The organism is Neotamlana sargassicola (assembly GCF_020523965.1).
Taxonomy (GTDB): Bacteria; Bacteroidota; Bacteroidia; order Flavobacteriales; family Flavobacteriaceae; genus Neotamlana; species Neotamlana sargassicola.
The window spans coordinates 197,966-218,190 of record NZ_JAJAPX010000005.1; the positions used below are offsets into that span (position 1 = coordinate 197,966).

General features: G+C 33.3%; 14 protein-coding genes. 13 read left to right on the forward strand and 1 reads right to left on the reverse strand.

Annotation, left to right across the window (positions count from 1 at the left end; all coding sequences use genetic code 11):
* Positions 1-57 precede the first annotated feature (57 nt).
* From LG651_RS12840 to LG651_RS12875, 8 genes are all read left to right on the forward strand, one after another.
* A complete protein-coding gene (locus LG651_RS12840; RefSeq protein ID WP_226696518.1) occupies positions 58-1,128 on the forward strand; it encodes a FecR family protein in 1,071 nt (356 codons plus the stop codon).
* Positions 1,129-1,245: 117 nt separating this feature from the next.
* Complete coding sequence (locus LG651_RS12845) at positions 1,246-4,587, forward strand: TonB-dependent receptor (protein ID WP_226696519.1); 3,342 nt, start codon at positions 1,246-1,248, stop codon at positions 4,585-4,587.
* A 16-nt stretch (positions 4,588-4,603) separates the two neighbouring features.
* Complete coding sequence (locus LG651_RS12850) at positions 4,604-6,007, forward strand: RagB/SusD family nutrient uptake outer membrane protein (RefSeq protein ID WP_226696520.1); 1,404 nt, start codon at positions 4,604-4,606, stop codon at positions 6,005-6,007.
* Between the two features lie 136 nt (positions 6,008-6,143).
* Positions 6,144-7,286 (forward strand): dipeptidase, encoded by a 1,143-nt coding sequence (locus LG651_RS12855; RefSeq protein ID WP_226696521.1) that lies wholly within the window; start codon positions 6,144-6,146, stop codon positions 7,284-7,286.
* A 28-nt stretch (positions 7,287-7,314) separates the two neighbouring features.
* Entirely contained in the window at positions 7,315-9,318 is a 2,004-nt protein-coding gene (locus LG651_RS12860; RefSeq protein ID WP_226696522.1) for an amidohydrolase family protein, read from the forward strand.
* A gap of 16 nt (positions 9,319-9,334) precedes the next feature.
* Complete coding sequence (locus LG651_RS12865; protein ID WP_226696523.1) at positions 9,335-10,456, forward strand: FG-GAP repeat domain-containing protein; 1,122 nt, start codon at positions 9,335-9,337, stop codon at positions 10,454-10,456.
* Positions 10,457-10,485: 29 nt separating this feature from the next.
* Complete coding sequence (locus tag LG651_RS12870) at positions 10,486-12,543, forward strand: amidohydrolase family protein (RefSeq protein ID WP_226696524.1); 2,058 nt, start codon at positions 10,486-10,488, stop codon at positions 12,541-12,543.
* A 150-nt stretch (positions 12,544-12,693) separates the two neighbouring features.
* Positions 12,694-14,136 (forward strand): SLC13 family permease, encoded by a 1,443-nt coding sequence (locus LG651_RS12875; protein ID WP_226696525.1) that lies wholly within the window; start codon positions 12,694-12,696, stop codon positions 14,134-14,136.
* 123 nt (positions 14,137-14,259) lie between these two features.
* Here the strand turns inward: LG651_RS12875 and LG651_RS12880 are convergent, their stop codons facing one another.
* Positions 14,260-14,913, reverse strand: a complete 654-nt coding sequence (locus tag LG651_RS12880) for a YceI family protein (protein WP_226696526.1) — start codon at positions 14,911-14,913, stop codon at positions 14,260-14,262.
* Positions 14,914-15,076: 163 nt separating this feature from the next.
* On the opposite strand from LG651_RS12880, the gene LG651_RS12885 reads away from it, so the two are divergent.
* The 5 genes from LG651_RS12885 to LG651_RS12905 all read left to right on the forward strand — a co-directional run bounded on the left by LG651_RS12885 (position 15,077) and on the right by LG651_RS12905 (position 20,192).
* Positions 15,077-15,628 (forward strand): nucleotide exchange factor GrpE, encoded by a 552-nt coding sequence (locus LG651_RS12885; RefSeq protein ID WP_226696527.1) that lies wholly within the window; start codon positions 15,077-15,079, stop codon positions 15,626-15,628.
* A gap of 9 nt (positions 15,629-15,637) precedes the next feature.
* Positions 15,638-16,753, forward strand: coding sequence for a molecular chaperone DnaJ (gene dnaJ / locus LG651_RS12890; RefSeq protein WP_226696528.1), 1,116 nt, complete (start codon positions 15,638-15,640; stop codon positions 16,751-16,753).
* A gap of 294 nt (positions 16,754-17,047) precedes the next feature.
* Positions 17,048-17,977 (forward strand): ABC transporter ATP-binding protein, encoded by a 930-nt coding sequence (locus LG651_RS12895; RefSeq protein ID WP_226696529.1) that lies wholly within the window; start codon positions 17,048-17,050, stop codon positions 17,975-17,977.
* A gap of 3 nt (positions 17,978-17,980) precedes the next feature.
* Complete coding sequence (locus LG651_RS12900; protein ID WP_226696530.1) at positions 17,981-19,285, forward strand: ABC transporter permease; 1,305 nt, start codon at positions 17,981-17,983, stop codon at positions 19,283-19,285.
* A 1-nt stretch (position 19,286) separates the two neighbouring features.
* Positions 19,287-20,192 carry a mechanosensitive ion channel family protein gene (locus tag LG651_RS12905; RefSeq protein ID WP_226696531.1) on the forward strand — a complete coding sequence of 302 codons (906 nt, stop codon included), beginning with the start codon at positions 19,287-19,289 and terminating at the stop codon, positions 20,190-20,192.
* Positions 20,193-20,225 lie beyond the last annotated feature (33 nt).

The window sequence follows — 20,225 nt, forward strand, 5'->3', positions numbered from 1 at the left end:
TAAATGTGACCAACTAATATAGCTAAAAGCAAATATTTAATGTTATTAAATTAAAAAATGAAAGAGAAAGAATCATCTAAAATAAAAATATTACCAATTACAGAGCTTGAAAAAGTTGTGCTTAAAAATAAAATAATGGCGTCTGTAGATGAGATTCCAAAACAAAAACGTAGAAATCGAATAGCATACAGTGTTGTTATGTGCTCGGTTATTTTGTTAGGAACTTGTTTTTTTATGTTTAAAACAACTCCAGAAGCTTCAATAACGAAGTTTGTAAATGAATCTGGTAATATAAATGTTAACAATACTGGCGAGGTGGTTTTAGTATTGTCTGAAGGCCAAAGTGTTAATGTTACAGACGACTCCAAAGGTATAAACTATTCAAAATCTGGTGAAACCGTTGTTTTAGGAGATACAGAGCAATTACAGCAAAACACTCAAAAAAATAATAAAGTTCTATACAATACGCTGTTAGTTCCTTATGGGCGTCGCGGAAAAATTAAACTTTCAGATGGAAGTATAGTTTGGTTAAATTCAGGTTCTAAAATAGTATATCCAGCGGCATTTAATGGGAAGCGTCGCGAGGTTTATTTAGAAGGTGAAGCCATTTTTGATGTAGCACATAATAAAAGCAAACCTTTTATAGTACTTTCCGAAAACCAAGAAGTAGAGGTGCTTGGTACTGTATTTTGCGTAACTAGTTATAAAGACGAAAAATTTACAAACACGGTATTAAAAAGTGGTAGTGTGAAAATTAGTTACAAAGAAAATTTGGCAGCTACAGACTTTACCGAAAAAATGAAAATTACACCTGGAACAAAAGCTAGTTTTAATAAAGGCACGAAAAGCATAATGTCTGAAAAAGTAAATGTAGATAATTACTTTTCTTGGCGCGATGGTATTTTAATATTTAAAAATAACAGTTTAAAATATATTACAAAGCGTGTATCTAGATATTATAACGTAGATGTTGATATTTTAAATAATGACCTGGCAAACGAAACATTTTCAGGATATTTAGATTTAAATGAAAATATAGAAAGCGTGTTGCAGAATATTGCAGCTAGTACAGATATGATATATACTTTAAATAAGAATAAAATAATCATAAATCAAAAACAGCAATAAATGAAGAAAACTAAATTCTAAAATTAAAAAAGCTAGAAAATGCGGCAACATTTTCCAGCTATTTAAAATTCAACATTGCTACATACGTAGTAACATTAATTAACTCAACTCAAAAGTATGAAAAAAAAATCAAGTTTAGATATTCTAGCTCTCATGAGAATATTTTTATTATTTCTTAGTATCGGACTTACATCGGTTTATGCGAATACCGTGTCAAGCCAATCGAAAATTGATATAGACGTACAAAGTATATCAATAGAACAGCTATTTACTAAAATTCAAAGTAGTAGTGATTATATCTTTTTTTATAAAGACGATGTTGTGAAAACAACTAAAAAAGTGTCTTTAAAATTAAAAAATGCTTCTGTAAATAGTGTGTTAGATAAAGCCTTTATAAATACAGGGCTTGTTTATAGCATTGACGGTAAGCAAGTAGTTGTTAAAAAAAATACGGTCGCCGAAGTAAAAGAAGCTAAAGTTTCAAACGCTGATCAAGAAATTTTAATAACAGGAACAATAACAGATGGGTCTGGTATGCCATTGCCAGGTGTAAATATTATTGTTAAGGGAACACAAATTGGTGCACAATCCGATTTTGATGGGAAATATAATATTTCTGTACCAAGTGTAGATAGTGTTTTAGAATTTACCTATGTAGGTATGGGAACACAGAGTATTGTTGTTGGTACACAAAAAGAAATTAATGTGACCATGAAAGAAAACACGGCCGAGTTAAACGAAATCGTAATTGTAGGTTATGGTAGACAAACCAAAGAGTCAATAACAGGGGCCGTTTCAGTTGTAAAATCAGAGCAGTTAGAGCAAGCACCTACATCGTCTTTCGAACAATCACTACGCGGTAATGTAGCAGGTTTACAAGCGTCGTCATCCGATGGTGCGCCAGGTGCGAATACTCAAATTAGAATTAGAGGTATTGGTTCTATAAATGCATCAAGTGCTCCGCTTTACGTAATCGATGGTATTCCTATTTCTGCAGGAAGTCAAGCTTTAAACGATAACGACGGTGCCAGTTCTAACGTTATTAGTTCTTTAAATCCAAATGATATTGAGAGCATAAGTGTTTTAAAAGATGCCGCTTCTACAGCTATTTATGGTTCTCGTGGAGCAAATGGTGTTATTTTAATTACAACAAAGCAAGGAAAATCTGGTAAGGCGGTAGTAGAGTTAAAAACACTTACAGGATTTAACTCTCAAGCTTCAAAAGATATTTTAAAACCTTTAAATGCAGCACAATATACAGAATTGTTTATTGAGGGTTATGTAAACCAAGGCGATACTGTTGAAGAAGCACAAGCACGATTAGATGCTAGATACATTCAACAAATAAATCCTTTAACAGGTGAACCAACAGATACAAATTGGCTAGATGCTATTACACGTACGGGTGTTACGCAAAGCTACGATGTAAGTGTTAGAGGGGGTACAGATGATGTTAAATATTTCATGTCTGCTGGTTACATGGATCAAGAAGGTTATATTATTGGTTATGGTTTTAAAAGATATAGCACGCGTGCAAATATTGATTATAAGGTTAATGATTATGTGTCAATTTCTAATAATTTAACTGTATCTGATATCAAATCGAGTACAGCGCCAGATGGAGGTTCTTGGAACAACCCTTTTAAAAATACATTAGAATTATCACCGCTAATTCCTATTTATGATGAAGAAGGACAATATAATGCTTTACATGCTTCGGCGAATTATTTTCCTATTGGTAGTAATCCCGTGGGAAGTTTAAGTGGAGACGATTTATGGGAAACAAAAACATTACGTGTTATCGATAATTTTGCGGTTACAGTTACGCCTTTAACTAACTTAATTGTACGTTCGCAATGGAATTTTGATGTGTTTAGTATTGGTGAGTCTCAGTATTATAACCGTCGTTACGGTACAGGGTATAACACAAATGGTTATGCTTATGAAGGTTCTGTTTTAAGTAAAACTTGGGTCGGTACGCAAACTGTAGATTACACATTCGATTTTAATGATATTCATAGCATTAATGTTTTAGCTGGTTACGAAGCACAACAAACTTACAGAGAAACAAGTTGGGGGTCTGGTACAGATTTTCCTAATGACATTGTTAGAAATATAGGTAGTGCGGCTGCAGAATATGCTGTTGGTGGTTCAGACTCAGAGTACACGTTTAACTCTATGTTTACTAGAGCTAATTATAATTACGATCGTAAATATTACTTATCGGGTAGTTTGCGTCGTGATGGATCTTCTAGATTTGGATCGGATAATCGCTACGGAATATTTTATTCTGTTGGAGCAAGTTGGAATGTTTCTAGAGAAAAATTCTTAGAAAATATGTCTTTTTTAAACTTGTTAAAAATAAGAAGTTCCTTTGGTGTTACGGGTAACGCTGGTATTGGTAATTTCGCATCGCAAGGTTTATATGGTTATGGGCAAGATTACGATGGTTCACCAGGAGGTAGTCCTTCACAATTAGGTAATCCAGAGTTAACATGGGAAACACAAGAAAACTTTAACGTTGGGGTAGATTTTGGATTATTCAATAAAATTAATGGTACAGTTGAATATTTTAATCGTGAATCATCAGATTTAATTTTAGATGTGCCTATTTCTCCAACAACTGGTTTTACAGAATTAACTCAAAATTTCGGTTCTATGAAAAATTCAGGACTTGAAATTACTTTAAATGCCGATATTATTTCTAAAAAAGATCTCAAGTGGAGTTTAGGTTTTAACACTACTTTCCTTAAAAATGAAATTACAGAATTAGTTGAAGATTATACCGATGGCGCATACAGACGCCAAGTAGGTCAAGATTTTCAATCTTACTACATGTATGGTTGGGCAGGTGTAGATCAAACCAATGGTTTACCACAATATTATACAGATGCTACAGAAACAACAATTACAAACGATATTGGAGAGGCCGAACGTTATTTAATTGGTAAAAGCGGAACACCAGAATTTTACGGTGGTTTTAACTCATCTTTATCTTATAAAGGATTTACCTTAGATGCTAATTTTATGTACTCTTACGGTAATGATTTATTTGATAGTAGAGCACGTGGATCTTTAGGAGATGGACGATTAACTCCAAGAAGTACAGCTACCTATTTATATGAAAATAGATGGGTTGAAGGTAAAACAGATGCATTATTTCCACAATTTGTTTGGGGAGGGCAATCTGGTAGTAACCAAGCAAATGTTTCCCGTTGGGTTTACGATGGTAGTTTTATCCGTTTAAAAGATTTAACATTAGCTTACAACTTCCCAGAAAAAATAACGTCTTTAGTACATCTTAGTTCTATTAGAATGTACGCTAGAGGTACAAACATTTTAACATGGACCAAGCATAAAGGGCTTTATATTGACCCTGAGCAAGCAATTGATGGTTCGTACTACGGATTAACTCCGGCTATGAAAACTGTTTCATTAGGAATAGATGTTAAACTGTAAATTAAAAAAAAGACTTATGAAAAAATATAATAAAATATTATTGTTAATCATGGTAGGTGTTATACTATCATGTTCAGAATCGTTTTTAGAAGTTTCTCCTCAAAACGCAGTTTCCGATTCTGATGCTATTACAAATGTAGAGGATGTTGAAACTTCTGTTACAGGGGTTTACGACGAAATTTCTGGAGCATATTACTACGGGCGTTACATGTTTTTAATTCCAGATGTAATGGCAGACGATGTTAAACAAAATGAGCAAGCTAACCGTATTGTAGATTACGCAGAACATATTCAAAGTGTTTCAGATGCACAAGCAAATGCGTTATGGACAGGTATGTATTTTGCAAATAATGCGTTAAATAATATTATTAATGCAGATATAACGGTACCAGATGCTTCTCAAGATACATACAATCATTTATTAGGCGAGGCTTATGCTTTAAGAGGTTTAGTTTATTTTGATTTAGTAAAGTTTTTTGCACAACACTACACATATACAGATGATGCTAGCCATTTAGGTGTGCCGTTAATTTTAACTTTCGATCCTACTTACGAGCCAGAAAGAAATACTGTTGCCGAAGTGTACGAACAAATAATTTCTGATATGACTACGGCAATCAGCTTAATGAGCGATACATCAAGAACTGGTAATTCTAGCACATTATCTTCTACCGCAGTAAAAGCTTTATTATCTAGAGTGTATTTATACATGGAAGATTGGGAAAATGCTGAAGCCATGGCAACCGATGTAATAAATGCTGGTTATAGTTTAGTAACTAACGAAAATTATTTAACATTATGGAGCCAAGACAATAGTTCTGAATCTATTTTCGAAATATCAATGACTGAAACCGATAACCAAGGTGGTAACAGTATCGCTGGTATGTACGTAGAAGATGGTTATGGTGATTACTTACCATCTAACGATGTGGTTTCTTTATATGATGCAGACGATGCTAGAATGCAAGTTTTTAAAGAAGATGCTTTTTTACAAGGCGATTATGCACCGTATAGAGTAGATAAGTATCCAAATGTTTTAGGGTACGACAATACTAAAGTGATTCGTCTAGCCGAAATGTATTTAAATAGAGCAGAAGCAAGAGCACAAATTGGAACAAATATTACTGGAGCCCAAGACGATTTAGATATGGTGCGCCAAAGAGGGTTACCAACAGCACCAGATGTTACAGCAACTGGTACAGATTTAATTGATGAAATTTTATTCGAAAGAAGACTAGAATTAGCTTTTGAAGGTCAAAGACTTTGGGATTTAATGCGTTACAAACAAGATATTGTTAGAACGCAATGTACTGCAAGTATTTGTTATATCCCTTATGGAGATAATACCAATATTTTACCAATTCCACAAGATGAAACTGATGTAAACCCGAACATCACTCAAAACCCAGGTTGGAATTAATATAAATTAAAAATAACACACATTAATAGTGTATTTGCTATTAATGTGTGTTTAATAAAACGAAGCTTATTTTATTAATAGGCTAAGGTTTCTGTAACCTTATTGCAGAAAATAACACTTACAAAACCCTATAATTTTGGAGAGAAATAGACGAAATTTAGTTAAAATACTATCTGCTGGTACCCTTTTTCCTGGGCTTGCAGCTAATGCACTCACTTCTATTTTAGAAACTGTAGATGTAAACTCAAAAGCACCTATAGTTTCAGAGTTAACAAAAAGTAAAATAGAAAAACTTTATAAAAATGCAATAGTTAACGATGGCTTAATTATCTCCAGAAACTGGAACCAAGATTCATTTAAAGCTTTAGCCGAATCTGGTTACACGGGTTTTAATGCCTCAGTAGATTCTGGAGACTTAACTAAGTGCATAAATAACCTAAACAATTGGCAAAACATAATAAAAGAAAATTCCGATAAACTTTTATTAGGTACAGGTGCCGAAGATTATATTAAAGCAAAAAAAGAAGGAAAAACAGCGGTTATGCTTGGTTTTCAAAATGCTTCAATGATTGGTAAATCTTTAAAAAACCTAGATAAACTTTACGATGCCGGTTTACGCTGGATGCAGTTAACCTATAATTCAAGAAACTTAATTGGAGATGGCAGCACAGAAAGAACCAATTGCGGATTATCAGATTTTGGGATTCAGGTTGTAAACCACATGAACGAGCGTGGTATTATTATAGATTTATCGCATTGCGGAGAGCAAACCACTTACGAAGGTATTGAATTTAGTAGCGCACCAGTTTCAATAAACCATTCTATGTGCGAAGCGTTGCATAAAAATCACCCAAGAGCTAAAACCGATGGGCAAATTAAAGCAATGGCAGATAAAGGCGGAATGATGGGAATTATTTCTTTAGGATACATGATCGGGCCTAAATTGGGCGTAGAAACTACTCTAGAAACTTATGTAGACCATATAGAACATGCCATAAATGTTGGAGGTATAGACCATGTAGGCGTATCTTCAGATTTTGCTATTCAAGGTTTGCAAGCAACGGGCTCAACTTACGAAAATTGGTTTGTACCACGATTATCCCGATTTAAACCATCGTACAAAGTACAATGGCCACCATGGATTCCAGAACTTGATAAACCAGATAGATTTTTACAAGTAGCCAAAGTTTTAGATAAGCGTGGTTATAGTACTGGTGATATTGAAAAAATATTAGGATTAAATTGGTTACGCTTCTACAAAGAAACCTTAAAACCTTAAGTAAAAACAAATAATTTTTTCATTTTATATGAAGCATATTTTATCATTAGCTTTAGTATTTGCATGTTTGTTTACAGCTTGTAAGAAGCGTACCGATTCCAAAAATCAAACGGATACAAAATTGTCTTACGAAGTTGTTTTTAGAGAAAAGCCTGCTGGCGTTTACGAAAAATGGAGTATAGACGAAGATAGTTTTGAATATTTTTACGAATACACAGATAGAGGTCGAGGCCCTAAATTCTCTGAAAAGATAACCCTTCAAAATGGTGTAATAGCTTCTCAAACTATTTCTGGAGTTAACTACAGAAAGGTAAATATTGAAGAAAAATTTTCATCAAATCCTAGCACAGTTTCTTGGTCCAACGCAAAAGGAGATGGAGAAGCCAGTTACAATGCTTCTTCATTATATTTTCGTTTTGATGGCACACCAGCTATTTACGAAATATTAGCCCAAAACCTTATAGAATCTAAAAATCATAAAGTAAAACTTTACCCAGAAGGAGAAGCTTCACTTTTAAAAAAGTACAATTTAACGTTAAAAAACGGGGAGTCTGTACAATTAATTTCGGTTAAAGGTTTAGATATGAATCCAAAATATATTTGGCTTCAATCTAACGAAATGATTGGTAAAATAGATGGTAACTTACATGTTATTAGAAACGATTTTACATCGGAGCGTTTAAACATGAAAAAGCTTCAGGATAGTATAGAAATCGATTATTTAAAACAGGAAGCTACTCGATTAACACATAAAATAAATCAAACCTTAGTTATTCAAAATGTAAATGTATTTACAGAATCTGGAGGTTTACTATATAATCAAGATGTAGTTGTTGAAAATAATGTTATCAAAAACATTTATCCTTTTAGTAAAAGCAAAACGTTAAACAAAGAAGCTCAAGTTATTGATGGTTCTGGTAAAACTTTATTACCAGGCATGTACGATATGCATACCCATAATACCAATTCTAGAGGGCTTTTACATATTGCTGGCGGAATTACCTCGGTAAGAGATTTAGCAAATAATAAACAACTAAAAAAACTAAGTAAGCAATTTAATACTAACGAAATTATTGGCCCAAGAATAGTAACATTTGCGGGTATTATTGATGGTTCTGGGCCTTATGCAAATCAACGAAATGTTGTAAGTTCTTTAGAAGAAGGTTTAAAAGAAGTGCAGGTTTATAAAGATTTAGGCTATCAACAAATAAAATTATATAGCTCAATAAAACCAGAATGGGTAAAACCATTGGCCGATAAGTCTCATGATTTAGGGATGCGCGTTAGTGGGCATATTCCAGCTTACATGACGGCAACACAAGCTATAAATCAAGGCTATAACGAGATTCAGCATATCAATATGGTGTTTTTAAACTTTTTATCAGACACCATCGATACGAGAACGCCATTGCGACATATTATGCCAGCAGAACATGGTGCTCATTTAAGTTTACAATCAAAAGAATACATCGATTTTGTTAATCTTTTAAAAGAAAAAAATATAGTAATCGACCCGACCGTGTCTATTTTCGAAGATATGTATGTGTCTCAAGTAGGAGAGATTAGTCCAACATATAAGCCAATCGCTAGTCGTTTACCGGTTATGAATCAACGTGGTTTTTATAGTGGAGGTTTACCAAAATCGGGATATAAAATAGAGCGATATGCTAAGAGCCTTGATAAAATGTTAGAGGTAATAAACGATTTTTATAAACAAGGCATACAAATAGTTCCGGGTACCGATGGTTTACCAGGGTTTTTATATCACAGAGAATTAGAAATGTATGCCAAAGCAGGCATTTCCAACTCCGAAGTATTACAATTAGCAACCATAAAATCGGCAGAATTAACAGAGACATCTCAAGATTACGGATCGATTAAAGTTGGTAAAAAAGCCGATTTAATTTTAATTGATGGTAATCCTTTAGATGATATAAGTAACATACGCCGTGTAGAGTTAACAATGAAAGATGGTAACCTTTTCTACGCCAAAGAACTTTACGAATCTTTAGGAATAAAACATTTTAAATAATAAAGACATTAAACAAATGAGAATATTAACACTTATATGCTTCTCGGTATTAGTAAGCAATTTACAGGCCCAATCATTACAATTTTTTAATAGCGGTCGTTTAATTCTAGGAACCTACAAAGAGCGCACCGCTTCTATGGGAATAGGAGATATTGATGCCGATGGCGATATGGATATTTTAGTTGCAAATGGCAGACATTGGCCTGGGCAAAATCGTATTTTTATAAACAATGGAAAAGGTGTTTTTACCGTGTCTCGAATTTTAGGGGACGAGCAAGAAACAAGTTATTCCACAGAATTAGCCGATTTTGATAACGATGGCGATTTAGATATTGCCGTAGGTAACGATATGGCACCTAATTATATTTTTATAAACGATGGCACAGGGCATTTTACAAAAGGAGCAAGCTTTGGTGAAACTTATGCGCCAACCAGAAACATTGTAGTTGCAGATATTGATAGCGATGGCGATTTAGATATTTTAATAACAAACAGAGGTAAGGAAAACGAAATTTGCTTAAACGACGGAACCGGAAAATTTACTAAAAGCATTGGTTTTGGGTCTAAAAAGGATTCAACTATAGATGTGGAAGTAGCCGATATGAATAACGACGGACATTTAGATTTGGTTCTTGCCAACCGCGACGACCAACCAAACTATGTGTATTTAAATGATGGACAATTAAATTTTAGTGAAAAAATACCTTACGGAACAGGAAACGATATTACCCGATCTGTTGCAATTGTAGATTTAGATAAGGACGGTTATCTTGACATAATTACGGCAAACATTGGCGAGCCAAACGTTATTTATTTTGGTAGTAAAAAAGGAAATTATAAGCGCAGCGTTGTTTTCGATGATAGTAACGATAAATCATATTCATTATCTATAGGCGATTTAGATTTAGATGGAAATATCGACATAATAATAGGTAATGTTGCTGCACCTAATAATGTGTTTGTAAATAAAAACAATGCACAAACTTGGAGTAAAGTTCAGTTAAATAATGAAGCTTTTAGCACTTACGATATCTTAACCTCCGATTTAAATGCCGATGGTAAACTAGATATTATTGAAAGTAATTCCGATGAGTTAAATCAATATTACTTCAACAGATTTACACCAAAATTTCCTTAAAGACACATCAAAATATTCAATAAAACAATATGATAATTAGGTATTCAAAAAAAATAAAGCAATTAAGTAAACTTTCGGTTTTGTTATTTTTAGCCGGTTGCGCTTCAAAAACAAGTACAAAATGGGAAAATTATACAGACGAAGGTACTTTTCTTGTTTATAGAAGGCAATCCTTAATTGGAGAAGAAAGTTACACGCTTTCAGCAAACAAAGATACGATTACACTTAGCTCTTTACAAGGCGAGAACGAAAGAGGTCGTATTTCAGGTGTGCAAACTAATTTGCTTTTAACCACTAATTTAACTCCTATATCTTACGAGAATAAACGCATTCGTGCAGAAGATACTACTAATAACTTAACAGTTAAGGTTAAAGCCGATAAAATTATAGTAAAAGAAAAATTTTTCGACACTGTAGAACATGAAAAGTTAGATGATTTTTTCCCGTTACACAGCAATATTTCGGCAGGAGCAGAAATGATGCTGTATTACTATTGTCTTGAAAAAAACTTAAAAACCGTACCAACTTTACCAAGAAACGAGGTTACAATAACATTTAAAAAGAAGGATACCGCTGTTATTAAAGGCGAAAAAATTCCTTTAAATCGTTATGTGGTTACAGGTATTAATTGGGGAGGACGTACTATTTGGACAGACGAGTCTAATAAATTAATAGCTGTAGTAAAGGCCAATACTCAAATTAGAGAATTAATTAGAAAGGGTTATGAAGATGCTAAGCAATTATTTATTGATGGTAACGTAGAAGAAGAAATTGCGCAACTACAACAATACACCAAAGAGGTAAACGGTGATTTATCGGCGGTAAAAGCGTTAGTAGGCGCCGATTTAGTTGATGCTGTTACCGATGTTACTCAAAAAAACATGACCGTTATTATTGAAAACGGAAAGATAAAAACCATAGGTAAAAAGGATGAAGTAGAAATTCCTGAAAATGCCAAAGTAATCGATGTTTCTGGTAAAACACTTATTCCTGGTTTATTCGATATGCACGCACACTCCAACCAAGTCCAATGGGGGCCGGCTTACTTAGCTGGTGGAGTTACAACCATTAGAGATAACGGTAATGAGTTAGAATTTGCAACTGCATTTAGAGACGAAATTGCTGTTAACGGGGCTGTTGGTCCAGAAATTTTATTGGCAGGAATGACAGATGGTCCTGGAGTAAAAGGAAATGGAATTATAAGAGCCAGATCTGTAGAAGAAGCCAAAGAAGTTGTAGAGCTTTATCATTCTAACGGTTATAAACAAATAAAAATATACACTTCTGTAGCTCCAGAAATTGTAGAGGTATTGGCAACCGAAGCTCATAAAAGAGGTATGACGGTAACTGGCCATGTGCCAATACAAGCCCGACATGCTAAAAAAGCGGTAAATTTAGGTATGGATATGCTTAGTCATCGCTCAAGAATATTAACGGTTTTATATTCCGATAAGGTTACTAAAAATTTAAAACGAGCAGTGTATCCAACCTTAAGTTTAAATAGCATAACAGACGAGCGCATTAATGATGCTATTGATTTTTTTCTTGAGAATAAAACCGTTCTAGATCCTACTATAGCTCTAGATGTTGCTAGAAGTCTTGAAAAAGGAAATGCTTTAGAAACCATTGAGCCAGATGCGTACAGAATAGCGCCAGAATTATGGGAAGGCAAACGTTTTAGAGCGGGATTATCTGCTCAAAAATCTAAAGAAGGTAGAGAAACCTACATAAAATCCATGGAAATTTTAGGAAAGTTTTACAAAGCAGGAATTCCTATTGTGGCAGGAACCGATAATGTTGTACCTGTTTTTAGTTTGTATTTAGAAATTGAAACATACCAAAAGTATGGTAATATGTCAGCTTTTGAAGCTTTAAAAACTGCAACAATAAATCCAGCAACAGCTATGGGACTTGGAGAGCAAACCGGTAGTTTAGAAGTTGGTAAAGATGCAGATATAGCCATTTTAGATAAAAACCCTTTAGAGAATATTACAAATATTAGAACAGTTTCTGCAGTTGTTTCCGATGGAAAGTATTATAACAGTAATCCATTATGGAAAGCAGCAGATTTTAAACCCAAAGATTAATTTATAAATGAGAAGATGCGAATTTTAAGTGTAGATTGCATAGTTGTATAGTATATATAAACCATTAAACTTTAGTTTATTTTATATCATGAATTAGTCACCGTGTAAAAAGTTTATATATAAAATTAATTTTTTCTTAAGAACAAAAAAATGATGATTTCAAAACGTCTCGTTGGGCAAATTTTAGGTCCAGTATCTTTTTTTTCAATTCTTCTCTTTTTTCATCCAGAAGGTTTAAATCAACAAGCAAATGCTGTTTTAGCGTCTGTGGCTTGGGTTGCCGTTTGGTGGATTACAGAAGCAGTTTCAATATCTGTAACGGCACTATTACCTATCGTGCTTTTTCCTTTATCGGGTGGTTTAACTTTAGCACAAACAACAGCTACTTATGGCCATAAATATATTTTTCTTTATGTAGGTGGTTTTATTTTGGCTATAGCTATCGAAAAATGGAATTTACATAAACGTATAGCGCTTTCAATTATAAGAATAGTGGGTACTAATGTCGTAAATATCATTTTAGGGTTTATGATAGCCACAGCATTTCTGTCTATGTGGATTTCTAATACCGCAGCTTCTGTAATGATTTTGCCAATGGGTATGGCCATTGTTAGTCAGTTAAAAGATAATCCTAATACCATACAAAACGAAAACGAAATTTTTGGTAAAGCGCTTATGTTAGCTATAGCTTATAGTGCTTCAATTGGGGGTATTGGTACTTTGGTAGGTTCGCCAACCAATTTAGTTTTGGCAGGTGTTGTACAGACCACATTTAACCAAGAAATTACATTTTCTCAATGGTTTATATTTGGGTTTCCAATAGCAGCAATTTTAATTTTCTTATGCTGGAAATATTTAACAGCCATAGCTTTTAAGTTTAAACAAAAAGAATTTCCTGGCGGAAGTGAAGAAATAAACAAACAATTAAAAGCTTTAGGTAAATTAACGTACGAAGAAAAAATGGTGTTAATTGTTTTTACTTGTACTGCTTTTGCTTGGATAACACGTTCATTTTTACTTCAAAAACTTGTTCCTGCAATCGATGATACTATAATAAGTGTGTCTTTTGCAATCCTTCTGTTTTTAATACCATCAAGTAAAAAAGATGAAAAAATAATGCATTGGGAAGATGCCGTAAAATTACCTTGGGGTATTGTGTTGCTTTTTGGTGGAGGATTATCTTTAGCTTTAGGTTTCGAAGAAAGCGGTCTTGCTATTTGGCTCGGAGAAAAATTAATAGCTTTACAAGCATTTCCATTTGTTATTTTGGTGGTTATAGTTATTACTATGGTTAATTTTTTAACCGAAATTACATCAAATATCGCAACAACGGCTATGTTGCTACCTGTTCTTATTTCTTTAGCTTCAACTTTAGGCGTACATCCTTATTATTTAATAATTGGAGCCACAATTTCTGCATCATGTGCATTTATGCTACCGGTGGCTACACCACCAAATGCTGTTGTATTTGGTTCTGGGTATTTAAAAATTGGAGATATGGTTAAAAAAGGCATCTGGTTAAATATAGTCTCCATTATTTTGTTGTCGGTTTTTGTGTACTTTTTACTTCCGTTAGTTTGGGATTTAAGTTAAGAACTTAAAAAAATCTCGATTAATACTTGAGGTAACAATGTCGTTAGTTATAACGCACTATAATATGTTACTGCAAGCACTAATCGAGATAATAACTTCTTCCTACTAAAAAGAAGATTTAAATTATTTCGTAGCTTTTAACGTTACTTTTAATTCAATATCATCATTAATAAATTTATCACCTAAATTATCAAAAAGAGATTTAGATCCGTAACGTACATTCCACTTAGTTCTATCTATTGTAAAGGTTTCACTTTCTAAAGTAATAGTATCACCCTCAGTAGTTGTCGAAACAGGGAAAGTAACATTATTAGTTGCTTCCTTTAAAGTTAAGTTACCAGAAAGTAACGTTTTACCTTCGCTTTCGGTTACACCAGTAATCTCGAAAGTAGCAGTAGGGAATTTTTCAACATCAAAAAAATCGTCATTCGATAAATGGCTAACTAATTTGGCATTACCTTTTTCGTCAGCAGGAATATCCAATACAACAATCGATCCCATATCAATTACAAAGCTACCAGCGGTAATTGTTCCATCTGTTGTACTAATTGAACCGCTTTTTAATCCAATAGTTCCAAAATGTTCGTCTGTAGGTTTAAAACCTTTCCAAGCAATGCTCGAGGCTTCTGTATTTACGGTGTATTTGGTTGCTTCTGCTTCTACAACGGCAACAGTTTCTGCCTCAGACGTTGTTGCTTCTTTTGCTTTTTCTTTACACGAAAAAAGGCTTAGCGTTAAAACTGAAACACATAAAATACTTAATAGATTTTTTTTCATTTTTAGGTTTATTTTTGTTATCCAGTAAAATTACCAAACGGATTCTTCATTAAGAAATCTTAAAAATAAAAGTTTTGTTAAAAAATATGATGACATTATGGCATTTTAATAATAATGGCAGTACTTTTGCGAACCTATTTTAGTATAAAAAATAAGTTTAGCAATGAGCAAAAAAGATATAAACGAAGATTTAGAAAATGAAGCTGTGAATACTGCTGAAACTGAAACTGTTGAAAGCCAAGAGCAGCAAATTGAAGAATTAACAGTAGAAGAAAAACTACAAGAAGAATTGCAGGAAGAAAAAAATAAGTTTTTACGCTTATTTGCAGAATTCGAAAATTATAAAAAACGAACATCAAAAGAACGTATTGAGTTATTTTCTACGGCTAGCGAAGGGGTTATGAAAACCTTGTTACCAATTTTAGATGATTTCGAGCGCGCCTTAACTCATATTGAAGAAGATAAAGAAGCAGAAGAGTTAAGAAAAGGGGTGTTATTAATTTATCAAAAAATGGTAAATACGCTAGAGCAAAAAGGATTAAAAGCTATTGCTGTAGAAAAAGGCGAGACGTTTAATGCCGATAATCATGAGGCTGTAACGCAAATTCCTGCGCCAACCGACGATTTAAAAGGTAAAATAATAGATGTTATTGAAAAGGGTTACAAATTAGGCGAAAAAGTAATTCGTTTCCCAAAAGTGGTCATAGGACAATAAACCAAAAACATGGCGAAGAGAGATTATTACGAAATATTAGGAGTTAGTAAAGGTGCATCGGCAGCCGAAATTAAAAAGGCTTACCGTAAAAAAGCAATCGAATTTCACCCCGATAAAAATCCAGACAATAAAGAAGCCGAAGCTAAATTTAAAGAAGCAGCCGAGGCATACGAAGTGTTAAGCGATGCCGATAAAAAAGCGCGTTACGACCAATTTGGTCACCAAGCTTTCGAAGGTGGCTTTGGCGGCGGCGGCGGCGGCATGAATATGGATGATATATTCAGTCAATTTGGCGACATTTTCGGCGGCGGCGGTTTTGGTGGTTTTTCTGGCTTTGGCGGTGGCGGAGGCCAACGTCGTGTAAAAGGAAGTAATTTGCGCATTCGTGTAAAGCTTACACTAGAAGAAATAGCCAATGGCATTGAGAAAAAAATAAAAGTAAAACGTAAAATCCAAGCACCAGGTGTAAGTTATAAAACTTGTTCTACTTGTAACGGAACTGGACAGGTTACCAGAATTGCAAATACTATTTTAGGTAGAATGCAAACTGCATCTCCATGTAACGTTTGTGGTGGTTCTGGACAAACTATCGATAAAAAACCAGCCGATGCCGATGCTCAAGGTTTAAAAGTATCAGAAGAAACGGTATCTATTAAAATACCAGCAGGTGTGGTTGATGGAATGCAGCTTAAAGTTGCTGGTAAAGGAAATGAAGCACCTGGAAATGGTATTTCGGGAGATTTAATTGTTGTAATAGAAGAAGAAGCACACGATAAATTACAACGTGAAGGCGATAATTTACACTACGACTTATACATTAGTTTCCCAGAAGCCGTTTTAGGAACTTCAAAAGAAATAAATACAGTTACTGGTAAAGTACGTATACCAATTGATGCTGGTGTGCAATCGGGTAAAATTTTACGCTTACGCGGAAAAGGAATTCCAAGTATAAACGGTTACGGATCAGGTGATTTATTAGTTCATGTAAATGTATGGACACCAAAAACGCTTAATAAAAAGCAAAAAGAATTTTTCGAAGGCATGTTGGCAGACGAGCATTTCGAGCCAAAGCCAGAAAGTTCAGATAAGTCTTTTTTTGAAAAAGTAAAGGATATGTTTTCTTAATGAAACTTTTATATAATTTTAAAAAACCGCAAGAAAATTGCGGTTTTTTTTATTATAAATGTTAAAAGTTATGATTGAATTTTGAGTTTCGTAATAAAAAAATAGGTATATTTGGCTATCACTAATTAATTTAGTGATAATTTTTCTTTTTCATAGCAATTTTTTTCCCATCCTTAATTTATTAAGGGTGGGTTTTGTTTTTATAGTAAATGGCTAATATCTTTTGCGTTTAAATTAGCTATGCTATTAACATTTAATATATTTACACACGTTTTAAGTAAATAAAATAACTAAATGACTAACTTATTAGAAGTTAATAACGTTTCAAAAAATTTTGGCAGTTTTACAGCTTTAAATAATGTATCGTTGGCAGTACCAAAAGGTAGTATTTTTGGTTTGTTAGGTCCTAATGGCGCTGGTAAAACCACTTTAATTCGCGTTATTAATCAAATTACAATGCCAGATACTGGCTCGGTATTCTTAGATGGCGAAACACTTCAAGAAAAACATATAAAAGATATTGGCTATTTGCCAGAAGAACGCGGCTTATATAAATCAATGAAAGTGGGTGAGCAAGCGTTGTATTTAGCACAACTAAAAGGCTTAACCAAAACCGAAGCTAAACAACGACTAAAATATTGGTTCGATAGGTTAGAAATTGGAGATTGGTGGAACAAGAAAATCCAAGAATTATCGAAAGGAATGGCACAAAAAGTTCAATTTGTGGTAACCGTGTTGCACGAACCAAAATTGTTAATTTTCGATGAGCCTTTTTCGGGGTTCGATCCAATTAATGCCAATTTAATAAAGGATGAAATTTTATACCTCAGAGAAAAAGGAGCTACTGTAATTTTTTCTACGCACAGAATGGAATCTGTTGAAGAATTATGCGACGATATTGCCTTAATTAATAAATCGAATAAAATTCTTGATGGTAAACTTACCGAAGTAAAACGCCAATACAAAAGCAATACTTTCGAAGTGGGTTTAAGAACAGATAATAATGCTAAGTTAGAACAAGAAATAGCCGACAAATTTTCTATATCAACCGCTTATTTTAAAACCTTAGACAACGAATTAAAGTTAAATATTAAGTTAAACCATGTCGATAAACCTAACGATTTGCTAAACTATTTAACTAGTAAAGCCGAAGTGTCTCATTTTGTAGAATTAATTCCAAGTGTAAACGAAATTTTTATTCAAACTGTAAAGAGTAATAACTAAAATATGAATCATTTACCTCTTATTATAAAGCGCGAATACTTAAATAAGGTACGAAATAAAGCGTTTATTATCATGTCTGTTTTAAGTCCAGTTATAATGATAATTTTAGTATGTGTTGTTGCCTATTTATCGCAAATAAATAACGACAAAGTTAGAGTTATTACAGTGCTAGACGAATCTGGTTTATTAAATAATACGTTTAAAAATTCAGAGAAAACAAGCTATAATATTTTAACAGGCATGTCGTTAAACGACGCTAAAGTCTTAACAAAAGAAGCAAATTCTAGTGGTTTACTGCATATTGAGCGTTTCAATAATTTAGAGGAAGCTTCAAATTATATTAAATTTTATTCCGAAGAGTCTCCCTCGCTGAGTTTAGTTTCAGATATCGAAGGAAAATTAGAAAAAGCATTAACCGCAAAAAATCTTAAAGAAAAAGGTGTAAATGTCGATACCATAAATGCCGCTCAGATAAAAATAAATATGGCACAAGAAAGTTTCGATGGAGAAAAAACATCAAAAATAGATAGTGTTGTAAAACTTATTTTTGGCGGTGCAGCTGGGTATTTGCTGTTTATGTTTATTATTATTTATGGTAATATGATTATGCGAAGTGTTATTGAAGAAAAAACAAGTCGTATAATAGAAGTTATTATTTCATCTGTAAAACCAATTCAACTTTTACTTGGTAAAATAATCGGAACATCGTTAGCAGGTATTACGCAGTTTGTAATTTGGCTTATTTTAGGTAGTATTTTGTTAACAATAGTGTCGCTTGTTTTTGGTATTGAGGTACAAACACCGCAACAGCAAATGGTAGAACAAGCCGTTGCTACCCCCGAAATTAATGCACAAGTACAAAATATATTGGAGGCTTTTTATAATTTACCAATTACCAATTTAATAGTAGCTTTTGTGTTGTTTTTTGTTGGCGGTTATTTATTGTATAGTTCGCTGTATGCTGCTATTGGTGCAGCTGTAGATAATGAAACCGATACGCAACAATTTATGTTGCCTATTATAATGCCTTTAATTTTGGCTGTTTACATTGGTATATTTACCGTTATTGAAGATCCTCATGGCACTGTTTCAACAGTTTTTTCATATATTCCGTTAACGTCACCGGTAGTTATGCTTATGCGTATACCTTTTGGTGTTCCTGTTTGGCAGCAATTAATATCCTTATTAATTTTAGTGGCAACGTTTTTATTTACTGTTTGGTTTGCCGCAAAAATTTATCGTGTTGGTATTTTAATGTATGGCAAAAAACCAAGTTATAAAGAGCTTATAAAGTGGATTAAGTATTAATATGATTCAAGATTTAGAAAAAATAGAAGACACCATAACCGAAAGTAGTGCCTGGGAAAAATTTGTAAACTTTTTAGAGTTTAAACTTTTAGATTTTACTTATGGTACTGGCGAAGATGCGCATGCTATCGTGCTTAGGGTAAAATATGTTTTACTGGTTTCTATAGTTCTTGTTGTTACAACTTATTTTTTACGGGTGTTTAAAAAGCTTATAACGCGTAAAATGCCTAAAGAAGATAAAGTTAAGTTTAATACCGTATTCTCTTTTTCACGTTGGATAATTTACATTATTGTTTTACTTGTAGTTTTAGATTCAATAGGTTTTAATGTTACGGCAATTTTTGCAGCATCTGCCGCGTTATTAATAGGTGTGGGGTTAGCATTGCAAACCTTGTTTCAAGATATAATCTCGGGTATTTTTATTTTAATAGATCAAAGTGTTCATGTTGGAGATGTTATTGAATTAGATGGAAAAATTGGAAGAATAGAAGAAATTAAATTGCGAACAACTCGAGCTGTAACCATAGATAATCGTGTTTTGGTAATACCCAATCACTTATATTTAGAAAAAAGTTTGTTTAACTGGACCCAAAATGGTGCCATTACACGTGAGTCTGTATCTGTAGGTGTTGCCTATGGTAGCGATTTAGAGCTTGTAAAAAAGTTATTATTACAAGCGGCAAGTACACATCCCGATGTATTAAGTGCACCAGAGCCATCGGTATTGTTTACCGAATTTGCAGATAGCTCATTAAACTTTAAATTAGTGTTTACCGTACAAGATAGTTTTAAAGCAGGCTTTACAAAAAGCGATATTAGGTTCGAAATAGACAAACTTTTTAGAGAACATAATATTAGCATTCCTTTTCCTCAAAGAGATGTTCATGTTTTTAAAGCTAATTCTTAATTTCCCCGTTTACTTTATGCGATATAAATCGAT